The organism is Pseudomonas nitroreducens (assembly GCF_010994165.1).
In the GTDB taxonomy this organism is placed as follows: Bacteria; Pseudomonadota; Gammaproteobacteria; order Pseudomonadales; family Pseudomonadaceae; genus Pseudomonas; species Pseudomonas nitroreducens.
Genome location: NZ_WMBX01000003.1, coordinates 897,083 through 916,066 on the forward strand (window position 1 = coordinate 897,083; position 18,984 = coordinate 916,066).

Consider the following 18,984-nt stretch of genomic DNA (forward strand, 5'->3'; position numbering starts at 1 on the left):
AGCGCGCTATCATAGCCGCCGATTCGAACCACTGAAAATTTATCCAGCATCCGGATGTGTCCACCAGGGCGCTGCCGGAGCCCGGGAAGTCCATGCTCAGCACCGAACTCAAGGCCACGATCCAGGGCGCCTACTCGCGCTTCCTCGAGGCCAAGGAACTCAAGCCGCGCTACGGCCAGCGCTTGATGATCGCCGAAGTCGCCAAGGTCCTGGGGACCATCGCCAGCGACGAGGAAGGCCATCGCCTGGGCGATGCCGCCGTGGTCGCCGTGGAAGCCGGCACCGGCACCGGCAAGACCGTCGCCTACAGCCTCGCCGCCATCGCCTGCGCCAAGGCCGCGGGCAAGCGCCTGGTGGTCGCCACCGCCACCGTCGCCCTGCAGGAGCAGATCGTCCACAAGGACCTGCCCGACCTGTTGCGCAACTCCGGCCTGTCGTTCAGCTTCGCCCTGGCCAAGGGGCGCGGGCGCTACATGTGCCTGTCCAAGCTCGACCACCTGCTGCAGGAAGGCCAGGCGCAGAGCGCCACCGCCCAACTGTTCGAGGAGGAAGGCTTCCGCATCGACGTGGACGAGACCTCCACCAAGCTGTTCAACCAGATGATCGAGCGCCTGGCTGGCAACCGCTGGGACGGCGACCGCGACTCCTGGCCCGAAGCCATCGAGGACGCGCAGTGGGCGCAGGTGACCACCGACCACAGCCAGTGCACCAACCGCCATTGCCCGAACTTCCAGCAGTGCGCCTTCTACAAGGCGCGCGAAGGCATGACCAAGGTCGACGTGATCGTCACCAACCATGACCTGGTGCTGGCCGATCTGGCGTTGGGCGGCGGCGCGATTCTGCCGGACCCGCGCGACACCCTTTACGTGTTCGACGAAGGCCACCACCTGCCGGATAAGGCCATCGGCCACTTCGCCCACTTCACTCGCCTGCGCGCCACCGCCGACTGGCTGGGCCAGGTGGAGAAGAACCTGACCAAGCTGCTGGCGCAGAACCCGCTGCCGGGCGACCTTGGCCGCCTGATCGAGCAGGTGCCGGAACTGGCCCGAGAGCTGCGCACGCACCAGCAGTTCATGTTCACCGCCTGCGAAGAGGTCGGTGACTTCCGTGCCGGCGAGGACATGGAAGGCCGCGAGCGACCGCGCCATCGTTTCGAAGGCGGGGTGATCCCCGAGCACATCCGCGAGATGGGCATCGAACTGAAGAAGGGCTTCTCCAAGCTCACCGACCTCTTCACCCGCCTGACCGAGCTGCTCAAGGAGGCCATGGACGGGGAGGGCAGCGTCGGCATCGCCAGCCACCAGGCAGAAGAGTGGTACCCGCTGTTCGGCAGCCTGCTGTCCCGCGCCCAGGGCAACTGGGAATTGTGGACCGCCTTCACCAGCGAGGACCCGGAAGACAGCCCGCCCATGGCGCGCTGGCTGACCCTCGCCGAGAGCGGCACCTTCTACGACATCGAGGCCAACGCCAGCCCGATCCTCGCCGCCGAGACCCTGCGCCGCAACCTGTGGAATGTGGCCTACGGCGTGCTGGTGACCTCCGCGACCCTCACCGCGCTGGGTACCTTCGACCGCTACCGCATGCGCGCCGGCCTGCCTCGCGCGGCGGTCACTGCCGTGGTGCCGAGTCCGTTCCACCACGCCGATGCTGGCGTGTTGCGCGTGCCGGACCTGAAGGCCGACCCGCGCGATGCTGCCGCGCATACCGGCGCGATCATTCGCGAGTTGCCGGAGATAGTCGAAGGTTCGCGTGGTTCGCTGATCCTGTTCTCCTCGCGCAAGCAGATGCAGGAAGTCTTCGACGGCCTGGACCGCGACTGGCGCAAGCGCGTGCTGATCCAGGGCAACCTGTCCAAGCAGGAAACCCTGAACAAGCACCGCTCCCGCGTGGACGATGGCGAGCCGAGCGTGCTGTTCGGCCTGGCCAGCTTCTCCGAGGGCGTGGACCTGCCCGGCGCCTATTGCGAGCACGTGGTGATCGCCAAGATTCCCTTCGCCGTGCCGGACGATCCGGTGGAAGCGGCGCTGTCGGAATGGATCGAGGCGCGCGGCGGCAATCCCTTCATGGAGATCGCCGTGCCCGACGCCTCGCTGCGTCTGGTGCAGGCCTGCGGCCGGCTGCTGCGGACCGAGCAGGACCGCGGCACCATTACGCTGCTGGACCGTCGCGTCGTGACGCAACGCTACGGCAAGGCCATTCTTAATGCATTGCCGCCGTTCCGCCGCGAAATTGCTTGAGTGTGCGGGAGCGAGTTCCCGCGCTGGCTGTCAAACGATCGCCCGCCGTCCGGCGGGCGTGTTGCAAGGATTCGAATCCATGACTTCGATGCGTTGGCATCTGCCGTTGCTGCTCAGCCTGGCCATCGCCAGTGCCCCGGCCTGGTCGGCTGGCGGCAATGAAACCCTGTTCAACTTCGTCAAGCCGATGGCTGTGGTCTCGATCACCACACAGAACGCCGACCTGCCCAGTTCCACTGCCGAGGCCACGCCCGAGGGCGAGATCCTGCGCCGGGTGAACTTCAACCCTGCGCCGCAGCCGACCCTGCGCCTGGCACCGTCCAGCGGCAGCTGGGACTGGTCGCAGTCGGACAGCATGAGCCTGCGCATCCAGAACGCCATGGAATGGGCCATCACCCTGGAGGTGGAAATCGAAGGCGTTGCCGGCGCCCCCGGCCTGCGCGCGAGCATCGCCCTGCCGCCGGGCCCGGCGCAGACCCTGGTGATCCCGCTGCACGCCATCGCCCCGGAAGATTTCGGCATGCGCGCCGGCGTGCCCATGCCTGTCACTCAGGACGGCCAGCGCCTGCTGCTGGCGAGCAAGGTCACCGGCGAACTGAACCGCAGCCAGGTCGGTGCGGTGAAGCTGTTTCTGACTTCGCCCAAGGTGGCCCAGGACATTCTCGTCGGCCGCTTCGGCACCCGCGCCGGCAACGACGAATACCACAAGGCGTACACCGGCATCGTCGATGGCTTCGGCCAGTCCACCCGCAGCGAGTGGCCGGAAAAGGTCAAGAGTGCCGAGCAACTGGCCAACGCCTGGAAAGGCGAAGGCGAACAGCTGAGCAAATGGAAGCCCGCGCCTGGTCGCGATGCCTTTGGCGGACTGCTGGATGGGCCGGCCTTCGAAGGTACCGGCTTCTTCCGCACCGAAAAGCGCAATGGCCGCTGGTGGCTGGTGACGCCCGAAGGGCACTCGTTCTGGTCCGTGGGCGTCAACGCGGTGAATGCCGACAGCAGCCAGACCTACGTCGAAGGCCGCGAATACATGTTCGCCAGCCTGCCCAAGGAGGACGAGCCGCTGGCCGCCTTCTACGGCCAGCGCGACGACCGCAGCGGCGTTGGCGCCCAGCAGGGCCGTGCGTTCGGCAACGGGCGCTGGTTCGATTTCTATGCCGCCAACCGCTTCCGCGCCGATGGTGGGCTGACCGGCGACGCCGCGGCAGCCGCCTGGCGCGAGCGCACCGTACAGCGCCTGGGTTCCTGGGGCTTCAATACCCTGGGCGACTGGAGCGATCCGGCCTTCGCCGACGATCCACGCATGCCCTACAGCGTGCCGCTGTCCATCAGCGGCGATTACGCCACGGTGAGCACCGGCTACGACTGGTGGGGCGCCATGCCCGACCCCTTCGACCCGCGCTTTGCCATGGCCGCCGAGCGCGCCATCGCCATTGCCGCCCGCGACCATCGCGAGGATGCGTGGCTGCTGGGCTACTACGCCGATAATGAACTGGCCTGGGCCGGCCGAGGCGACGACGACCAGGCGCACTTCGCCCTGGCCTTCGGCACGCTCAAGCTATCCACCGACAGCCCGGCCAAGCGTGCCTTCATCAAGCAACTCAAGGACAAGTACGAGGATCACGAACAGCTTGCCGAGGCCTGGGGTGTGCAGCTGGGTTCCTGGGAAGACCTCGATGCGCCGGGCTACCAGGCGCCGGTTCCGAGCGAGGCGCACCCGGCCATTGCCCAGGACTACAGCGCCTTCCTGCGCCTGTATGCCGACCAGTACTTCAAGACCCTGAAGGACTCGCTGCAATGGCATGCGCCGAACCATCTGCTGCTCGGCCCGCGCTTCGCCGTCAGCACGCCGGAGGCGCTGGCCTCCTGCGCGCAGTACTGCGACATCCTCAGCTTCAACCTCTACGTACCGCTACCGCGGCAGGGCTTCGACGCCAACTACGTGCGCAGCCTGGACAAGCCGGTGCTGATCACCGAGTTCCACTTCGGCTCCCGTGACCGCGGGCCGTTCTGGGGCGGTGTCGCCGAGGTATACAACGAGCAGCAGCGTGGCGAGGCGTACCAGCGCTTCCTCGCCGAGGCGGCGAAGGAACCGAACATCGTCGGTGCGCACTGGTTCCAGTACCTCGACCAGCCGGTGACCGGGCGCCTACTCGATGGCGAGAACGGCCACATCGGTCTGGTCGGCATCACCGACCTGCCGTTCACCGGCTTCGTCGACGCCGTGCGCAAGGCCAACCAGCAGACACTCAAGGGTATCGACGAGCAGGCCCGCGCCGCCGCCAAGGTGGCGCCGGATCCCGCACCGAAGCCGGTGCCGGCTGCCGACAGCGATGACGAGGAGCAGGCGTCGGAGCAATGATTCGTCATTCGTGAAGCCGCACCCTGCCTTCGGCAGGGTTCCCAGGGGCGGAGCGCGCTGAAAGAATGGCGCCTCCACCCCTGCTCATTTCCGGAGTTTGAGATGACCCTGAACGGCCACTGCGATCCGCGCTTCACTCCCGTTGCCGATGCTTTCAGCGCGCTGTTCGAGGACCCGCAGGAGCGCGGTGCGGCGCTGTGCATCCAGGTCGGCGGCGAAACCGTGGTCGATCTCTGGGCCGGCAGCGCGGGCAAGGAACCGGGCCAGGACTGGCAGGCCGATACGCTGCTCAACCTGTTCTCCTGCACCAAGACCTTCGCCGCGGTCGCCGCGCTGCAACTGGTGGGTGAGGGCCGGCTGGAGCTGGATGCCCCAGTGGCGCGTTACTGGCCGGAGTTCGCCCAGGCCGGCAAGCAGGGCATTACCGTGCGCCAGCTCCTGTGCCATCGCGCGGGCCTGCCGGCGATTCGCGAGCCGCTGGCGCCCGAGGCGCTGTACGACTGGGACAGCATGACGGCCGCGCTCGCCGGCGAAACGCCCTGGTGGACACCCGGCGCCGAGCATGGCTATGCCCCCATCACCTACGGCTGGCTGATCGGCGAAGTGATCCGCCGTGTCGACGGTCGCGAGCCGGGCGCCGCCATCGTCGAGCGCACGGCCAAGCCATTGGGGCTGGATTTCCACATCGGCCTGGGTGACGCCGAATTCCACCGTGTAGCGCACATCGCCCGCGGCAAGGGCAACCTGGGCGACGCCGCGGCGCAACGGCTGCTGCGGACCATGATGACCGACGCCGCCGCACTTTCCACCCGCGCCTTCACCAATCCGCCGTCGGTGCTCACCAGCACCAACAAGCCGGAATGGCGGCGCATGTCGCAGCCGGCGGCCAATGGCCATGGCAATGCGCGCTCGCTGGCGGGCTTCTACGATGGCCTCCTGCAGGGCAAGTTGCTGGACGAAGCGCTGCTGGCCGAGCTCACCCGCGAACATGCCGTCGGCGAGGATCGAACTTTGTTGACCTGTACGCGCTTCGGTCTTGGTTGCATGCTTGACCAGCCGAATGTCGTCAACGCCACCTACGGCCTTGGCCCGCAGGCCTTCGGCCATCCGGGGGCCGGTGGCTCCATCGGCTTCGCCGACCCGGAGCGTGAGCTGGCCTTCGGGTTCGTCGTCAACACCCTTGGCCCCTACGTGCTGATGGACCCACGCGCCCAGCGCCTGGCGCACCTCGCCGGCGACTGCCTGTAGCGACGAGCGGGAGGAACCTTCCTCCCGCCGCACCTTCTTAAGGTCGTCCGCTTTTGCCGTCGCGCTTGCGTGCGTGACGGCGTTCCCTGCATGCAAACATGCGCCGCTCGTCAGTTCGAGATTAAAATCTCGTTCCAACTGAGTAAGTTATGTACAACTCTTAAGCCGATTGCTGAAGTCAGGGTGCCACCGCCTACCGGTGGCGCCTGGCCTCCCTTCATGTTCCGACTTGTGGAATCGCTCCCATGAACCTGCTGTTCTCGAATTCGCTGAAAGTCTCCACCCTTGCGCTGTGTGTCGGCCTTTCCGCCTGCAGCCAGTTCCAGTCCCAGGACCAGGCCAAGGCGCCGGATAGCGCCGTGGCCGCTGCCAAACCGGGCACCGCTCACTGGTGGTGGCCCTTCGGTGGCGACGAGGAAGCGAGCGCGGCCGCGCCCACACCGCAGAAGAAACCGGTCGAGGCAGCCAAGGTCGCCGATGCCGGCAGCCAGCAGCCCGGTGGCCACTGGTGGTGGCCATTCGGTGTGAGCGACAGCAAGCCTGGCGCCGAGAAGGCCGCCAAGCCGCAGGACACCAAGGTCAGCAAGGAGTGGCTGGACCAGCACGAGAAGTCCCTGCGTGAAGCGGTAGCGGGCAGCAAGTTCACCGTCGAGCGCCGCGAAAACGCCCTGGTACTGATCGCGCCGGTGGAAGGCTCCTTCAATCCCAAGCGCCCTGAACTGCTGCTGCCGATCACCCTGGCGCCGCTGGGCAACGTGGCGAAGATGCTGCAGAACGATCCGGAGAGCGGCGTACTGGTGCTCGGCCACAGCGACAGCTCGGGCGACAAGGCGACCAACGACAAGGTCAGCCTGCAACGTGCCCAGGCAGTCTCCTCGATCTTCCGCCTCAGTGGCCTGGGCGCCGATCGCCTGCGCCTGAAGGGCGTCGGCTCCAGCCTGCCGCGCGCCGACAACGCCAGCGCCGAAGGCCGCGCGCTGAACCGCCGCGTCGAAGTACTGGTGACCCAGCGCACCAGCCTGCTGGCGCTCGCCCAGGCCAACTGAACCGCCGCACGCAAAGCGTCATTCCGTCTGGAATGACGCTTGTCGTGGATCAAGCGCGAAGGCGCAACTCTGGATAAGCTTAAGGACTTCTTCTGCAGGAGATTTCCGATGGCTCAGACCCTGGCCGATATGCGCCGCGAATACACCCGTGATGGACTGACCGAGGCCCAGGCGCCCGCCGAACCGTTCAGCCTGTTCAACCAGTGGTTCGAAGACGCGGTGAAGACCGAGCAACTGCCGGTCGAACCCAACGCGATGATGCTCGCCACTGCGGACGCCGACGGCCAGCCGCATTGCCGCGTGCTCCTGCTCAAGGGTCTGGACGAGCGTGGTTTCACCTTCTTCAGCAACTATGAAAGCGCCAAGGGGCAGCAGCTCCTGGAGAATCCGCGCGCGGCCATGACCTTCTTCTGGCCGGCGCTGGAACGCCAGGTGCGCATTGAAGGACGGGTGGAGAAAGTCTCCGCCGAAGAGTCCGCCGCCTATTACCGCGTGCGCCCGCTGGGCAGCCGCCTGGGCGCCTGGGCCTCGCCGCAGAGCCGGGTGATCGATGGCCGCGGCGAACTGGAGCAATTGCTGGCCGAGACGGAGCAGCGCTTCGCCGACAGCGCACCGAGCTGCCCGGACTTCTGGGGTGGCTTCCGCCTGCTGCCGAGCCGCATCGAGTTCTGGCAGGGCCGTCCGAGCCGCCTGCACGATCGCCTCAACTTCCGCGTCGAGAACGGCGCCTGGGTGCGCGAACGTCTCGCTCCCTGAGCTTCTGCCCTTCGTAGGAGCGAGCTGGCTCGCGAATTGCCTCACCGTTGGGGTTGTTCGCGAGCAATGTCGCTCCTACAGGTCATATCGACTTTCAGGCCTGAATCGGAACAATCGCGGACGAAGTCCGCTCCTGCGCACGTCGGGAAAACCGTGCTGCGGTGTAGGATGCCCTCCATCCTCTCGCCCAACGGACCTGTCCCATGAAAGTCGTCATCGCTCCCGACTCCTTCAAGGAAAGCCTTTCCGCCCCTGAGGTCGCCGAAGCCATTTCCCGTGGCTGGCTGCGCGCCCGGCCCGACGACGAAACCGTGCTGCGGCCCATGGCCGACGGCGGCGAAGGCACGGTGGATGCGGTGCTGGCCGCGCGGCCGGGCGAACGTCGCGAGCTGGAGGTCTGTGGCCCGCTGGAGCAGCCGGTGAAAGCCCACTGGGGCTGCCTGGCAGACGCCACGGCGGTGATCGAGATGGCTGCCGCCAGCGGCCTGCACTGGGTGCCCGAAAGCCTGCGCGATGCCACCCGCACCACCAGCCGCGGCACGGGCGAATTGATTCGCGCGGCGCTGAATGCCGGCGCGAAGAAGATCATCATCGGCCTGGGCGGCAGTGCCACCAATGACGGCGGCCTGGGTCTGCTGCAGGCGCTGGGTGCGAGTTTTCTCGATGACCAGGGCAAGGAGTTGGGCGCCGGCGGCGCGCAGCTCTCGCAACTTCAGCGTATCGACCTGTCGAACCTCGACCCGCGGCTGGGCGCGGTCGAGGTCGAAGTCGCTGCTGATGTGAACAATCCCCTTTGCGGCCCGCATGGCGCCTCAGCCATCTTCGGACCGCAGAAGGGCGCGAACCCGGCGCAGGTGCAGCAGCTGGACGCCGCGCTGAAACGCTTCGCCGAAGTGGCGGCGCAGGCTCTCGGGCAGGATCACAGCCTGTTCCCCGGCGTCGGTGCCGCGGGCGGTCTGGGCTTCGCCTGCCGGGCGTTCCTCAAGGCGCGGTTCCGCCCGGGCATCGAGCTGATCGCCGAGCTGTCGGAACTGGACACGGCGCTTGCCGGCGCGTCGTTGGTCATTACCGGGGAAGGGCGGCTGGATGGCCAGAGCCTGCATGGAAAGACGCCAGTGGGCGTGGCGCATGTCGCCCGTCGCACGGGCGTGCCGGTGATTGCACTGGCGGGTAGCGTTGGCGAAGGGTTGGCTGAATTGCGCGAGGCGGGTATCGAGGCAGCGTTCAGCCTGGCGCCGGGGCCCATCACCCTGGCCGATGCCTGCGCACGGGCGGCGCAGGAGCTGGAAAACCGCGCCGAGGCGCTGGCACGCTTCTGGTCGCTGGCTCAGGCTGCGCGGTAGTCGTCGGCGGCGCGCTGCAGCCAGTCAGGGAGGTCGCGACGTTTCACTTTCTGGCGCTTGGCATCCGCCAGGCATTCGAGCAGGTAGTGGCGTTTGTGCGGATCATCGCCCGCCAGCGACAGTGCCAGGTCGCGGTCCATCCAGCGACGGATGCGCCAGTAGATCCACCAGTGGAAATACAGGCCGGCGGCGGTGGTGGCGACGATGATGAAGTAGTCCATGCGCGAATCCAGGTCGGGTGCTTCTTCTGCGGGCACCAGCCTAACCGATACTCCTGCAGGAAAAACTGAGCCACGGCAGGCGATTTCGGCGGATATGGCACAAACTGTACGAAAGCTGAATCGAGATCAGCTGTTTCACGACCTGGCGTGACAGGCGGGCTGTCGTCGGAGTCTAATAGTCGTAGCCCTACTCGGAGGTTCCCCAATGCGTAAAACTGCCCTGATCGCCGTGACTTTCGCTGCCCTGGCCATGACCCTCGGTGGTTGCCAGTCCAGCTTGACCGGCGACACCTACACCCGTGAAGAAGCACGTACCGTGCAGAATGTTCGAATGGGTACCATCCAGGCCCTGCGCCCCGTGAAGATCGAAGGCACCAAGACACCGATCGGCTCGGTTGCCGGCGCTGCAGTCGGCGGCATCGGTGGCAGCGCCATCGGTGGCGGTAAGGGCAGCTATGTCACTGCCATCATTGGCGCCGTGGCCGGCGGCCTCCTCGGTGCGGCTACCGAGGAAGGCCTGACCCGTACCCAGGGCGTGGAAATCACCGTTCGCGAAGACGACGGCAGCACCCGCGCCTACGTCCAGCAGGTCGACGAAGGCGCCGTGTTCCGCGTGGGCGAGCGTGTGCGCATCCTGACCGTCAACGGTACCAGCCGCGTCTCTCACTGACCGGTTACCGGCCGCCCACCTGTAGCGGCCATCGAAACTCAGCGCGCGGCAGTCGCTCCGACTGTCGCGCGCTATCGTTTTGGGGATTGGAATGTCGACCTGGGGCGCTGCCGGCGCGACCAGGGCTGAATTTTCGTAATAATTCAATCCATGACGCGTAATCGATAGATATGGATAATCGTGGCCTTCGTACGCCGGCCCCTGCGGTGCGGGGTCGTTTGTATGGACGCCGTCCGCTGGCGAGAAGGAGCAGGACATGATTCTGGCGCTGATCATCGCGCTGCCTTTCTTCGGGGTATTGCTGCCGCTGATGGCCGAGCGTTTCGGTCGAACGGCCTGTGCTGCCGCGACCGGCCTGGTGCCGCTCGCCGGGTTGGCCCTGCTGTTGAGCCAGCGCGGGGTGTTGGGCGCTGATCCTCGGGTCTATCGCTCGGAGTGGTTGCCGGAGCTGGGCTTGAACCTCAGCCTGCGTCTGGATGGCCTGGGCTTCCTGTTCGCCCTGTTGATCCTCGGTATTGGCCTGCTGGTGGTCCTCTACGCCCGCTATTACCTGTCGGAGAAGGAGCCTGCCGGGCGTTTCTTCGCCTTCCTGCTGCTGTTCATGGGCGCCATGCTTGGCGTGGTGCTCAGCGAAAACCTGCTGTTGATGCTGGTGTTCTGGGAACTGACCAGCCTGTCGTCGTTCCTGCTGATCGGCTTCTGGGGGCATCGCTCGGATGCGCGCAAGGGCGCGCGGATGGCGCTGGCGGTGACCGGTGGCGGTGGCCTCGCGCTGTTGGCCGGCATCCTGCTGATCGGCCACGTGGTCGGCAGCTTCGAGTTGAGCAGCGTGCTCGGCGCGCGCGAGGTGCTGCAGGCCAGCCCGCTGTTCCCGCTGGCGCTGTGCCTGGTGCTGCTGGGGGTGTTCACCAAGTCGGCGCAGTTCCCATTCCATTTCTGGCTGCCCCACGCGATGGCCGCGCCGACGCCGGTCTCCGCCTACCTGCACTCGGCGACCATGGTGAAAGCCGGCGTGTTCCTGTTGGCGCGCCTGTACCCGCTGCTGTCGGGCAATGACCTGTGGTTCTACCTGGTCAGCCTCACCGGCCTGGCGACGTTGCTGATGGGGGCGTTCGTCGCGCTGTTCCAGAACGACCTCAAGGGCCTGCTGGCCTACTCGACCATCAGTCACCTGGGCCTGATCACCCTGTTGTTCGGCCTGGATTCGCCCATGGCCAACGTCGCGGCGATCTTCCACATCATCAACCACGCGACCTTCAAGGCCTCGCTCTTCATGGCCGCCGGGATCATCGACCACGAGACCGGCAGCCGCGACATGCGTCGCATCAACGGCATGTGGAAGTACATGCCGCACACCGCCGTGCTGGCGATGGTGGCGTCGGCTTCGATGGCGGGTGTGCCGCTGCTCAACGGCTTCCTCAGCAAGGAAATGTTCTTCGGCGAGACCCTGGCGCAGAACATGATGGGCAGCTTCAACTGGCTGATCCCGGCGCTGGCGACCTTGGGCGCGCTGTTCTCGGTGAGCTACTCGGTGCGTTTCATCCACGACGTGTTCTTCAACGGCGAGCCGATCAACCTGCCCAACCCGCACCCCCACGAGCCGCCGCGCTACATGAAGGTGCCGGTGGAAATCCTCGTGCTGATCTGCCTGCTGGTGGGGATCATGCCGGGCATCATCGTCGGCCCGCTGCTGGCCGGCGCCGCCGCGTCGAGCCTGAACGGCGCGCTACCCGAATACAGCCTGGCGATCTGGCACGGCTTCAATGTGCCGCTGGCCATGAGCTTCGTCGCCACCGCCGGCGGCGTGCTGCTCTATGTGCTGCGCAAGCCGCTGTTCGACTGGTACGCCGGGCTGCCGACGATGGACGCCAAGCAGGTGTTCGAGCAACAGGTGCAGCGGGTGGTGCGCTTTGCCGCGCGGGTCACCGGCTACCTGGAGAACGGCTCGCTGCAGCGCTATTCGATGCTGCTGGTGCTGGCCGCCGTGGTCGTGGTTTTTGCCGGCCTCGCGCCGCTGCCGGGTATTGAAGGCAACCGTGCGCAGACGCCGCTGGATGGCATCACCGCCCTGGGCCTGATCCTGCTGGCCATCGCCGGGCCGCTCACCGTCTGGTTCCACCGCCAGCGCCTGACCGCGCTGGTCATTCTCAGTATCGCCGGTCTGCTGGTGGCGCTGGCCTTCGCCCGCTTCGCCGCGCCGGACCTGGCGCTGACCCAACTGTCGGTGGAAGTGGTGACCATGGTCCTGCTGATGCTGGCGCTCTACTACCTGCCGGCACGCACGCCGAAGACTTCCAGCAGCCTGCGCCGCCTGCGCGATTTCCTGATCGCCCTGAGCGCCGGCCTGATGGTCACGCTGCTGACCTACGCCGTGCTGACTCGCCCGTACGACAGCATTGCCGGCTACTACTTGGAAAACAGTGTTTCGGGTGGCGGCGGGCACAACGTGGTGAACGTGATCCTGGTGGACTTCCGTGGCTTCGATACCCTCGGCGAGATCACCGTGCTGGCCATTGCCGCCGTCGGCATCTTCGCGCTGCTCGACGGCCTTCGCCTGCTGCGCCGCGAGAGCGATGACGAAGGCCGTCCTTGGGCGAAGGATCGCTTCCCGCCGATCCTCGCCACGCTGTCGCGCCTGCTGCTGCCGCTGGCGCTGCTGGTTTCGGTGTTCATCTTCCTGCGCGGGCACAACCTGCCGGGCGGCGGCTTCATTGCCGGGTTGATCACTTCGGTCGCGCTCATTCTCCAGTACATCGCCTGTGGCAGCCGCTGGGTGAGCACGCGCCTGCCGCTGGACTACGGACGCCTCGCCGGCCTCGGCGTGCTGATCGCCGGGCTGACTGGGCTGGGCGCATGGTTCTTCGGCTTCCCGTTCCTCACCTCGGCGTTCGGCCACTTCCACATTCCGCTGGTGGGTGAGATCGAGCTGGCCACCGCCATGCTCTTCGACCTGGGCGTGTACTTCACTGTGGTCGGCGCGACGCTGCTGATTCTTTCCGGGCTGGGTTCGGTCACCGCGCCGCCGGAGCCGCTGACCAAGGAGGCGTACTGATGGAAGCGCTGTTCGCCATCGCCCTCGGGTTGCTGACCGCCAGCGGCGTCTATCTGCTGCTGCGCGCACGCACCTTCCCTGTCGTGTTGGGGCTGACCCTGCTGTCCTATGCAGTGAACCTGTTCCTCTTCGCCATGGGCCGCCTTGCCGGTGACCCGGCGGTGATCGGCAAGGTCGCCAACGCCGGCGATCCGATTCCCCAGGCGCTGGTGCTGACCGCCATCGTCATTGGCTTCGCCATGACGGCCTTTGTCATCGTGCTGGCCCTGCGCGGGCTGGCGGATACCGGCGGCGACCATGTGGATGGCGGCGACGGGGAGGAAGGCCGATGAACCACTGGCTGATCCTGCCCGTCCTGCTGCCGCTGTTCGCCGGCTGTGCGCTGCTGCTGGTCGGCGAGCGCCTGCAACGCGGCCTGTCGCTGCTCGCCACGCTGACGCTGCTGCCGCTTGCCGCCGTGCTGCTGCAGCAGGCCGACAGCGGCGTGGTGCAGTTCTACGCGCTGGGCAACTGGCAGCCGCCGTTCGGCATCATTCTGGTGCTGGACCGCCTCAGTGCGCTGATGATTGCCGCCACTGCGCTGCTCGCCAGCCTGTCGCTGATCTACGCGCTGCGCGGGGATGACAAGCGCGGCAAGCGTTTCCACCCGCTGTTCCAGTTCCAGTTGCTGGGGTTGAACGGTGCGTTCCTCACCGGTGACCTGTTCAACCTCTTCGTGTTCTTCGAGATCCTGCTGATCGCTTCCTACGCGCTGTTACTGCATGGCGGCGGGGCAGGGCGCGTGCGTGCGGGTGTGCACTATGTGGTGCTCAACCTCGTCGGCTCGGCGTTCTTCCTCATCGCCGTGGGCACGCTCTACGGCATCACCGGCACCCTGAACATGGCGCACATGGCCGAGCGCGTGGCGCAGCTGAGCGCCGAGCAGGCGCCGCTGGTGCGCGCGGCGGCGCTGTTGCTGCTGGTGGTGTTCGGGCTCAAGGCCGCGCTGCTGCCGCTGTATTTCTGGCTGCCCAGGGCCTACGCCGAAGCCACCGCGCCGGTGGCGGCGCTGTTCTCGATCATGACCAAGGTGGGCATCTACTCGATCCTGCGGGTGTACACGCTGATCTTCGGCGAGCAGGCCGGCGAGTTGGCGAATCTCGCGCAGGCGTGGCTGTGGCCGCTGGCCCTGGCCGGCATCGTCGCCGGTGCGCTGGGTGCACTCGCGGCGACCACGCTGCAAGCCATGCTGTCGTATCTGGTCGTGGTATCGGCCGGTACGCTGCTGGCGGCCATTGCCCTGGGCACGCCGGAAGCATTGTCCGCCGCGCTTTATTACTTGCTGCATAGCATCTGGGTGGCCGGTGGCCTGTTCCTGCTGGCCGACCTGATCGCCCGCCAGCGTGGCGACAAAGCCGGCCGGCTGGTACAAGGCCCGGCGTTGCTGCAGCCGCATTTGCTGGGCGGTGCGTTCTTCTTCGGCGCCATCGCGGTTGCCGGGTTGCCGCCGCTGTCGGGCTTCCTCGGCAAGTTGATGCTGCTGCGCTCGGTAACCGGCGGCAGCGAGGCCGTCGCGCTGTGGAGCGTGGTCCTGCTCAGTGGGCTGGTGACCATCGTTGCCTTGAGCCGCGCCGGCAGCACGCTGTTCTGGCGCACCGGGAATACCGTGCTGGGCAGCGCCGAGCGCGAGCCGGTGAAGCTGTTGGCGACCTTCGGCCTGCTGGCCAGCGCGCCGCTGATGGTGGTGGCCGCACGGCCCCTGCTCACTTATGCACAGGCCACGGCGGCGCAGTTACTGGACGCCGGGCTCTATCGCCAGGCGATCCTGCTGGGAGGTGGCGCATGAGCCGTCGGCTGCTTCCGCACCCGCTGCTCAGTGGCGTACTGCTGCTGAGCTGGCTACTGCTGGTCAATGATTTCTCCCTTGGCCACTGGCTGCTCGGCGCCTTCCTCGGCCTGACGATCCCACTGCTGTGCCGCAACCTGCTGCTGTCCGCACCGCGCATCCAGCGGCCGGGGCTATTGCTGCGCTTCATCGGCCTTGTGCTCTACGACATAGTGGTCGCCAACCTGCAGGTGGCGAAACTGGTGCTGGGGCCGAAGGCGAATCTACGGCCGGGTTTCGTGGAAATCCCGCTGGAGCTGACCGACGATCTGGCCATCAGCATCCTCGCCAGCGTCATCACCCTGACCCCTGGCACCTGTTCCGCCGACCTGTCCGCCGATCGCCGCACGCTGCTGGTCCACGGCATCGACGTGCCCGATCCGCAGACGCTGGTGGCGGACATCAAGGCGCGCTACGAGGCGCCGCTGAAGGAGGTGTTCCCGTGCTCGGCATCGTGATCCCGATCTGCCTGGCAGTGCTGGGCATCGCCGTGCTGCTCACCGTGGCGCGGCTGATCCGCGGGCCTTCGGTGGCGGACCGCATCCTCGCGCTGGATACGCTGTCGATCGAGGCCATCGCGCTGATCGTGCTATTCGGCATCTGGAAGGGCAGCGGCCTGTACTTCGAGGCGGCGCTGCTGATCGCGGTGATGGGCTTCGTCAGCACCGTGGCGCTGTGCAAGTTCCTCCTGCGCGGAGACATCATCGAATGAACGTGATCATCGAGGCGCTGGTCAGTTTCCTGCTGCTGGCCGGCAGCCTGTTCGCCCTGCTCGGCGCCATCGGCCTGTACCGCCTGCCGGACTTCTACACGCGCCTGCACGCGCCGACCAAGGCCTCGACCCTGGGCGTGGGCGGCGTGGTGCTGGCCTCGCTGCTGTACTTCAGTACGCGCGGCGAGGGCGTGAGCCTGCACGAGATTCTGATCACTGTGTTCCTCTTCATCACCGCACCGGTGAGCGCGCACCTGTTGGCGAAGGCAGCGATGCAGCGGCGCGTGCCGGTGGAGCGGGGGACCAAGGGCAAGCCTTGGGAGTGAGTTTCCGGCTCTTGTAGAAGCGAGCACGTCGGCCCATACAGTTTCCCCTCCGTTCTGTACCTGTCGGCTGCAACCGGGCGCCTCCTATACTCCGGGGACCTTTTGACTGGAGCGTCCCGTGCAGCAATCCCGGCCGTTCGCCCTCGCGTGCCTGGTGCTGGCCATGGCGCTCTGGGGCAGTTCCTTCATCGCGCTGAAATTCGCCTTCCTGGAAATGCCCGCCATGTGGGTGATCTTCGCCCGGATGGCGCTGGGCAGCCTGATCTTCCTCGCCGCCTGGCGCTGGCGCGGGCGAATCGACTACCGACCCGGTGACTGGAGGTGGCTGCTCGCCCTGGCCGCTTGCGAGCCCTGCCTGTACTTCATCTTCGAGTCCCTGGCGCTGCAACAGACCAGTGCCGCACAGGCCGGGATGATCACCGCGCTGCTGCCCCTGCTGGTGGCGGTCGGCGCCTTCTTCCTGCTGCAGGAAAAGATCGCCCGCAACACCTGGCTGGGTTTTGCCCTGGCGGTGCTCGGCTCGCTCTGGCTGACGCTGGCCAGCGAGCCGGACAGCCATGCGCCCAACCCGCTGCTGGGCAACCTCTACGAGTTGCTGGCAATGCTTTGCGCCACCGGCTATACCCTGCTGCTCAAGCACCTGTCGGCGCGTTATTCGCCCTTCATCCTGACCGCGATGCAGGCGTTCATCGGCTCGGTGTTCTTCCTGCCGCTGGCGCTGGCAACCTCCGGGCTGCCGGCGGCACCCGGCCCGACTGGCTGGTTCGCGCTGGTCTACCTGGGCAGCGTGGTAACCGTCGGCGCCTATGGCCTGTACAACTTCGGTGTCAGCCGCCTGCCGGCAAGCCAGGCGACCGGCTTCATCAACCTGATCCCGGTGTTCACCCTGATCTTCGCCGCGCTGCTGCTGGGCGAGGTGCTCAGCGGCCAGCAGGCGCTGGCCGCCGGCCTGGTGTTTGCCGGTGTCGCCCTCAGCCAGTGGCGCAGCGCGCCGCCCACGTCGCCCGCCGGTGTGCTGGACTGAACTCACTGAATCGCTTGCCCTGCCAGGAGAACGACACGATGGCCGCCCAGGAACGCAACTGGACCCGCGAGGCGATCCGCATCATCGAAGCGGATTTCCAACGCAGCGCCGATACCCACCTGATTCCCCTGGACATGCCCGGCCTGCCGGGCGTGGACCTGTATTTCAAGGACGAGTCCAGCCACCCCACCGGCAGCCTCAAGCACCGCCTGGCCCGCTCGCTGTTCCTCTACGCGTTGTGCAATGGCTGGCTGCGGCCGGGCGCTCCGGTGATCGAGGCATCCAGTGGTTCGACGGCGATCTCCGAAGCGTATTTCGCCCGGCTGCTCGGCGTGCCGTTCATTGCCGTGGTTCCCGCCAGCACCTCGAAGGAGAAGATCGCGCAGATCGCCTTCTATGGCGGCCAGGCGCACTTGGTGGACGACCCGACGCAGATCTACGCCGAATCCGAGCGACTGGCGAAGGAAACCGGCGGCCACTTCATGGACCAGTTCACCTACGCCGAGCGCGCCACCGACTGGCGGGCGAACAACAACATCGCCGAGTCGATCTTCCAGCAGATGCGCCACGAGCGCTTCCCCGAGCCGGCCTGGCTGGTCTCCAGCCCCGGCACCGGTGGCACCCTGGCGACCCTGGGGCGCTTCGCCCGCTACCGCCGGCATGACACCCGTGTGCTCTGCGCCGACGCCGAACGCTCGGTGTTCTTCGATTCCTACCGCACCGGCGACCGCGGCCTCACCCTGAGCTACGGCTCGCGCATCGAAGGCATCGGCCGCCCGCGCGTGGAAGCGTCGTTCCTGCCCAACGTGCTGGATGCCTGCTGCAAGGTGCCGGATGACCTGTCGCTGGCCGCCATGCACTACCTGGCGCAGCGGCTGGGCCGGCACGTCGGCGCCTCCAGCGGCACCAACCTGATCGGCGCGCTGCTGGTCGCGCGTCAGATGGTGGCTCGGCGCGAGAGTGGTTCGGTGGTGGCGATCCTCTGTGACAGCGGCGAGCGCTACGCGACGACCTATTACAACCCGCTATGGCTGATTTCCCAGGGCTTCGACCTCGATCCGCTGATAGAGGCCGTGCGCCAGTGCGCCGAGCACGGCGCGGCGCTGCCCGGCGATCTGCCCTGTATCGGACTGGATTGATTCATCTGGAGCGAAGCATGAAGACCATTGGCCTGATCGGCGGCATGAGCTGGGAATCGACCATTCCCTACTACCGGCAGATCAACGAACGCATCAAGGAGCGCCTGGGCGGCCTGCACTCGGCGAAGGTCGTGCTGTACAGCGTGGACTTCCACGAGATCGAGCGTCTGCAGCATGTCGGCGACTGGGACGCTGCCGGCCGCGTGCTGGCTGACGCGGCTCGCTCGCTGAGGGCGGCGGGGGCGGATTTCCTCGTGCTCTGTACCAACACCATGCACAAGGTGGCGCCGACCATCGAGGCGGCGGTGGATATCCCGCTGCTGCACATCGCCGACCCGACCGCCGAGGCGATACGCGCGGCGGGCGTGACCACGGTCGGCCTGCTGGGCACGCGTTTCACCATGGAACAGGCGTTCTACAAGGATCGCCTGGTGGACAGGTTCGGGCTGAAGGTGCTGACGCCGAGCGAGGCCGATCGCCAGGTGGTGCACCGGATCATCTACGAGGAACTCTGCCTGGGGCGGATTCGCGACGAATCGAGGGAAAAGTATCGGCGGATCATCGCCGCGCTGGTGGCGCAGGGCGCCGAGGCGGTGATCCTGGGCTGCACGGAGATTTCCCTGCTGGTCGGCCCGGCGGACGCCTCGGTGCCACTGTTCGACACCACCGCGCTTCACGCCCTGCATGCCGCCGACGCTGCGCTTTGACGAGGACAAACAGCATGAGCTTCATCAGCCTGAAGGTACGTGCCGCGTTCATCATGCACGGCTATGACGAGCAGAACCGCGAGGTGATCGAGCAGGTTTCGGACCCGGACTTCGTCGAGAAGCTGGTGCGCGTCGAGCGCATCCAGTCGATCAGCGAGAAGTACGTGCTGGTCACTGCCAGCGATGGCCGGCTGGCCTATTGGGAGTACGCCGAGGAATTCGCCGCACTCAAGGCAAGGTTGGTCGCGGCGGGGCTGCTGGTCTGAGCCCCGCCGGCGGC

At 66.7% G+C, this 18,984-nt stretch carries 18 protein-coding genes; 17 read left to right on the forward strand and 1 reads right to left on the reverse strand.

Features of this window, described 5'->3' with window-relative positions; all coding sequences use genetic code 11:
* Positions 1–92 precede the first annotated feature (92 nt).
* The 6 genes from dinG to GJV37_RS17415 all read left to right on the forward strand — a co-directional run bounded on the left by dinG (position 93) and on the right by GJV37_RS17415 (position 8,989).
* Positions 93–2,237, forward strand: a complete 2,145-nt coding sequence (gene dinG, locus GJV37_RS17390) for an ATP-dependent DNA helicase DinG (protein WP_024765223.1) — start codon at positions 93–95, stop codon at positions 2,235–2,237.
* Positions 2,238–2,316: 79 nt separating this feature from the next.
* Entirely contained in the window at positions 2,317–4,596 is a 2,280-nt protein-coding gene (locus GJV37_RS17395; protein WP_170860057.1) for a beta-galactosidase, read from the forward strand.
* A 102-nt stretch (positions 4,597–4,698) separates the two neighbouring features.
* A complete protein-coding gene (locus GJV37_RS17400) occupies positions 4,699–5,844 on the forward strand; it encodes a serine hydrolase domain-containing protein (protein WP_170860056.1) in 1,146 nt (381 codons plus the stop codon).
* 245 nt (positions 5,845–6,089) lie between these two features.
* Positions 6,090–6,890, forward strand: coding sequence for an OmpA family protein (locus GJV37_RS17405; protein ID WP_170860055.1), 801 nt, complete (start codon positions 6,090–6,092; stop codon positions 6,888–6,890).
* Positions 6,891–6,998: 108 nt separating this feature from the next.
* Entirely contained in the window at positions 6,999–7,646 is a 648-nt protein-coding gene (gene pdxH / locus GJV37_RS17410; RefSeq protein WP_024765220.1) for a pyridoxamine 5'-phosphate oxidase, read from the forward strand.
* A gap of 203 nt (positions 7,647–7,849) precedes the next feature.
* On the forward strand, positions 7,850–8,989 hold the full coding sequence (locus tag GJV37_RS17415; RefSeq protein ID WP_170860054.1) for a glycerate kinase: 1,140 nt from the start codon (positions 7,850–7,852) through the stop codon (positions 8,987–8,989).
* Here GJV37_RS17415 and GJV37_RS17420 read toward each other — a convergent pair.
* Positions 8,974–9,210, reverse strand: a complete 237-nt coding sequence (locus GJV37_RS17420) for a hypothetical protein (RefSeq protein ID WP_037011935.1) — start codon at positions 9,208–9,210, stop codon at positions 8,974–8,976. The genes GJV37_RS17415 and GJV37_RS17420 overlap by 16 nt on opposite strands.
* A gap of 205 nt (positions 9,211–9,415) precedes the next feature.
* Between GJV37_RS17420 and GJV37_RS17425 the strand changes: the two genes are divergently transcribed.
* The 11 genes from GJV37_RS17425 to GJV37_RS17475 all read left to right on the forward strand — a co-directional run bounded on the left by GJV37_RS17425 (position 9,416) and on the right by GJV37_RS17475 (position 18,970).
* A complete protein-coding gene (locus GJV37_RS17425; RefSeq protein ID WP_024765217.1) occupies positions 9,416–9,880 on the forward strand; it encodes an outer membrane lipoprotein in 465 nt (154 codons plus the stop codon).
* Positions 9,881–10,136: 256 nt separating this feature from the next.
* A complete protein-coding gene (locus GJV37_RS17430; RefSeq protein ID WP_170860053.1) occupies positions 10,137–12,932 on the forward strand; it encodes a monovalent cation/H+ antiporter subunit A in 2,796 nt (931 codons plus the stop codon).
* Positions 12,932–13,264, forward strand: coding sequence for a Na+/H+ antiporter subunit C (locus tag GJV37_RS17435; RefSeq protein WP_024765215.1), 333 nt, complete (start codon positions 12,932–12,934; stop codon positions 13,262–13,264). Before GJV37_RS17430 ends, GJV37_RS17435 begins: the two co-directional genes overlap by 1 nt.
* Positions 13,261–14,757, forward strand: a complete 1,497-nt coding sequence (locus tag GJV37_RS17440; protein ID WP_169887258.1) for a monovalent cation/H+ antiporter subunit D — start codon at positions 13,261–13,263, stop codon at positions 14,755–14,757. Before GJV37_RS17435 ends, GJV37_RS17440 begins: the two co-directional genes overlap by 4 nt.
* Positions 14,754–15,254, forward strand: coding sequence for a Na+/H+ antiporter subunit E (locus GJV37_RS17445; protein ID WP_037011924.1), 501 nt, complete (start codon positions 14,754–14,756; stop codon positions 15,252–15,254). The genes GJV37_RS17440 and GJV37_RS17445 overlap by 4 nt, the downstream gene beginning before the upstream one ends.
* Entirely contained in the window at positions 15,239–15,508 is a 270-nt protein-coding gene (locus GJV37_RS17450; RefSeq protein WP_037011922.1) for a K+/H+ antiporter subunit F, read from the forward strand. The genes GJV37_RS17445 and GJV37_RS17450 overlap by 16 nt, the downstream gene beginning before the upstream one ends.
* The gene (locus GJV37_RS17455; RefSeq protein ID WP_170860051.1) at positions 15,505–15,834 is read left to right on the forward strand and encodes a Na+/H+ antiporter subunit G; all 330 of its coding nucleotides are present in this window, start codon (positions 15,505–15,507) and stop codon (positions 15,832–15,834) included. The genes GJV37_RS17450 and GJV37_RS17455 overlap by 4 nt, the downstream gene beginning before the upstream one ends.
* Before the next feature lie 118 nt (positions 15,835–15,952).
* Complete coding sequence (locus tag GJV37_RS17460) at positions 15,953–16,858, forward strand: DMT family transporter (RefSeq protein WP_024765210.1); 906 nt, start codon at positions 15,953–15,955, stop codon at positions 16,856–16,858.
* A 38-nt stretch (positions 16,859–16,896) separates the two neighbouring features.
* Positions 16,897–17,997, forward strand: coding sequence for a PLP-dependent cysteine synthase family protein (locus tag GJV37_RS17465; protein WP_065327965.1), 1,101 nt, complete (start codon positions 16,897–16,899; stop codon positions 17,995–17,997).
* Positions 17,998–18,014: 17 nt separating this feature from the next.
* Positions 18,015–18,704: an aspartate/glutamate racemase family protein gene (locus tag GJV37_RS17470; RefSeq protein WP_170860050.1), complete on the forward strand. Its 690-nt coding sequence runs from the start codon at positions 18,015–18,017 to the stop codon at positions 18,702–18,704.
* Between the two features lie 14 nt (positions 18,705–18,718).
* Complete coding sequence (locus GJV37_RS17475; protein WP_024765208.1) at positions 18,719–18,970, forward strand: hypothetical protein; 252 nt, start codon at positions 18,719–18,721, stop codon at positions 18,968–18,970.
* The last annotated feature ends 14 nt before the right edge of the window (positions 18,971–18,984 follow it).

What these genes read in the sequence shown, in the direction of transcription:
- dinG (WP_024765223.1), top strand. Translation starts at nt 93, where the DNA reads ATGCTCAGCACCGAACTCAAGGCCACGATCCAGGGCGCCTACTCGCGC.
- GJV37_RS17395 (WP_170860057.1), top strand. Translation starts at nt 2,317, where the DNA reads ATGACTTCGATGCGTTGGCATCTGCCGTTGCTGCTCAGCCTGGCCATC.
- GJV37_RS17400 (WP_170860056.1), top strand. Translation starts at nt 4,699, where the DNA reads ATGACCCTGAACGGCCACTGCGATCCGCGCTTCACTCCCGTTGCCGAT.
- GJV37_RS17405 (WP_170860055.1), top strand. Translation starts at nt 6,090, where the DNA reads ATGAACCTGCTGTTCTCGAATTCGCTGAAAGTCTCCACCCTTGCGCTG.
- pdxH (WP_024765220.1), top strand. Translation starts at nt 6,999, where the DNA reads ATGGCTCAGACCCTGGCCGATATGCGCCGCGAATACACCCGTGATGGA.
- GJV37_RS17415 (WP_170860054.1), top strand. Translation starts at nt 7,850, where the DNA reads ATGAAAGTCGTCATCGCTCCCGACTCCTTCAAGGAAAGCCTTTCCGCC.
- GJV37_RS17420 (WP_037011935.1), bottom strand. Translation starts at nt 9,210, where the DNA reads ATGGACTACTTCATCATCGTCGCCACCACCGCCGCCGGCCTGTATTTC.
- GJV37_RS17425 (WP_024765217.1), top strand. Translation starts at nt 9,416, where the DNA reads ATGCGTAAAACTGCCCTGATCGCCGTGACTTTCGCTGCCCTGGCCATG.
- GJV37_RS17430 (WP_170860053.1), top strand. Translation starts at nt 10,137, where the DNA reads ATGATTCTGGCGCTGATCATCGCGCTGCCTTTCTTCGGGGTATTGCTG.
- GJV37_RS17435 (WP_024765215.1), top strand. Translation starts at nt 12,932, where the DNA reads ATGGAAGCGCTGTTCGCCATCGCCCTCGGGTTGCTGACCGCCAGCGGC.
- GJV37_RS17440 (WP_169887258.1), top strand. Translation starts at nt 13,261, where the DNA reads ATGAACCACTGGCTGATCCTGCCCGTCCTGCTGCCGCTGTTCGCCGGC.
- GJV37_RS17445 (WP_037011924.1), top strand. Translation starts at nt 14,754, where the DNA reads ATGAGCCGTCGGCTGCTTCCGCACCCGCTGCTCAGTGGCGTACTGCTG.
- GJV37_RS17455 (WP_170860051.1), top strand. Translation starts at nt 15,505, where the DNA reads ATGAACGTGATCATCGAGGCGCTGGTCAGTTTCCTGCTGCTGGCCGGC.
- GJV37_RS17465 (WP_065327965.1), top strand. Translation starts at nt 16,897, where the DNA reads ATGGCCGCCCAGGAACGCAACTGGACCCGCGAGGCGATCCGCATCATC.
- GJV37_RS17470 (WP_170860050.1), top strand. Translation starts at nt 18,015, where the DNA reads ATGAAGACCATTGGCCTGATCGGCGGCATGAGCTGGGAATCGACCATT.
- GJV37_RS17475 (WP_024765208.1), top strand. Translation starts at nt 18,719, where the DNA reads ATGAGCTTCATCAGCCTGAAGGTACGTGCCGCGTTCATCATGCACGGC.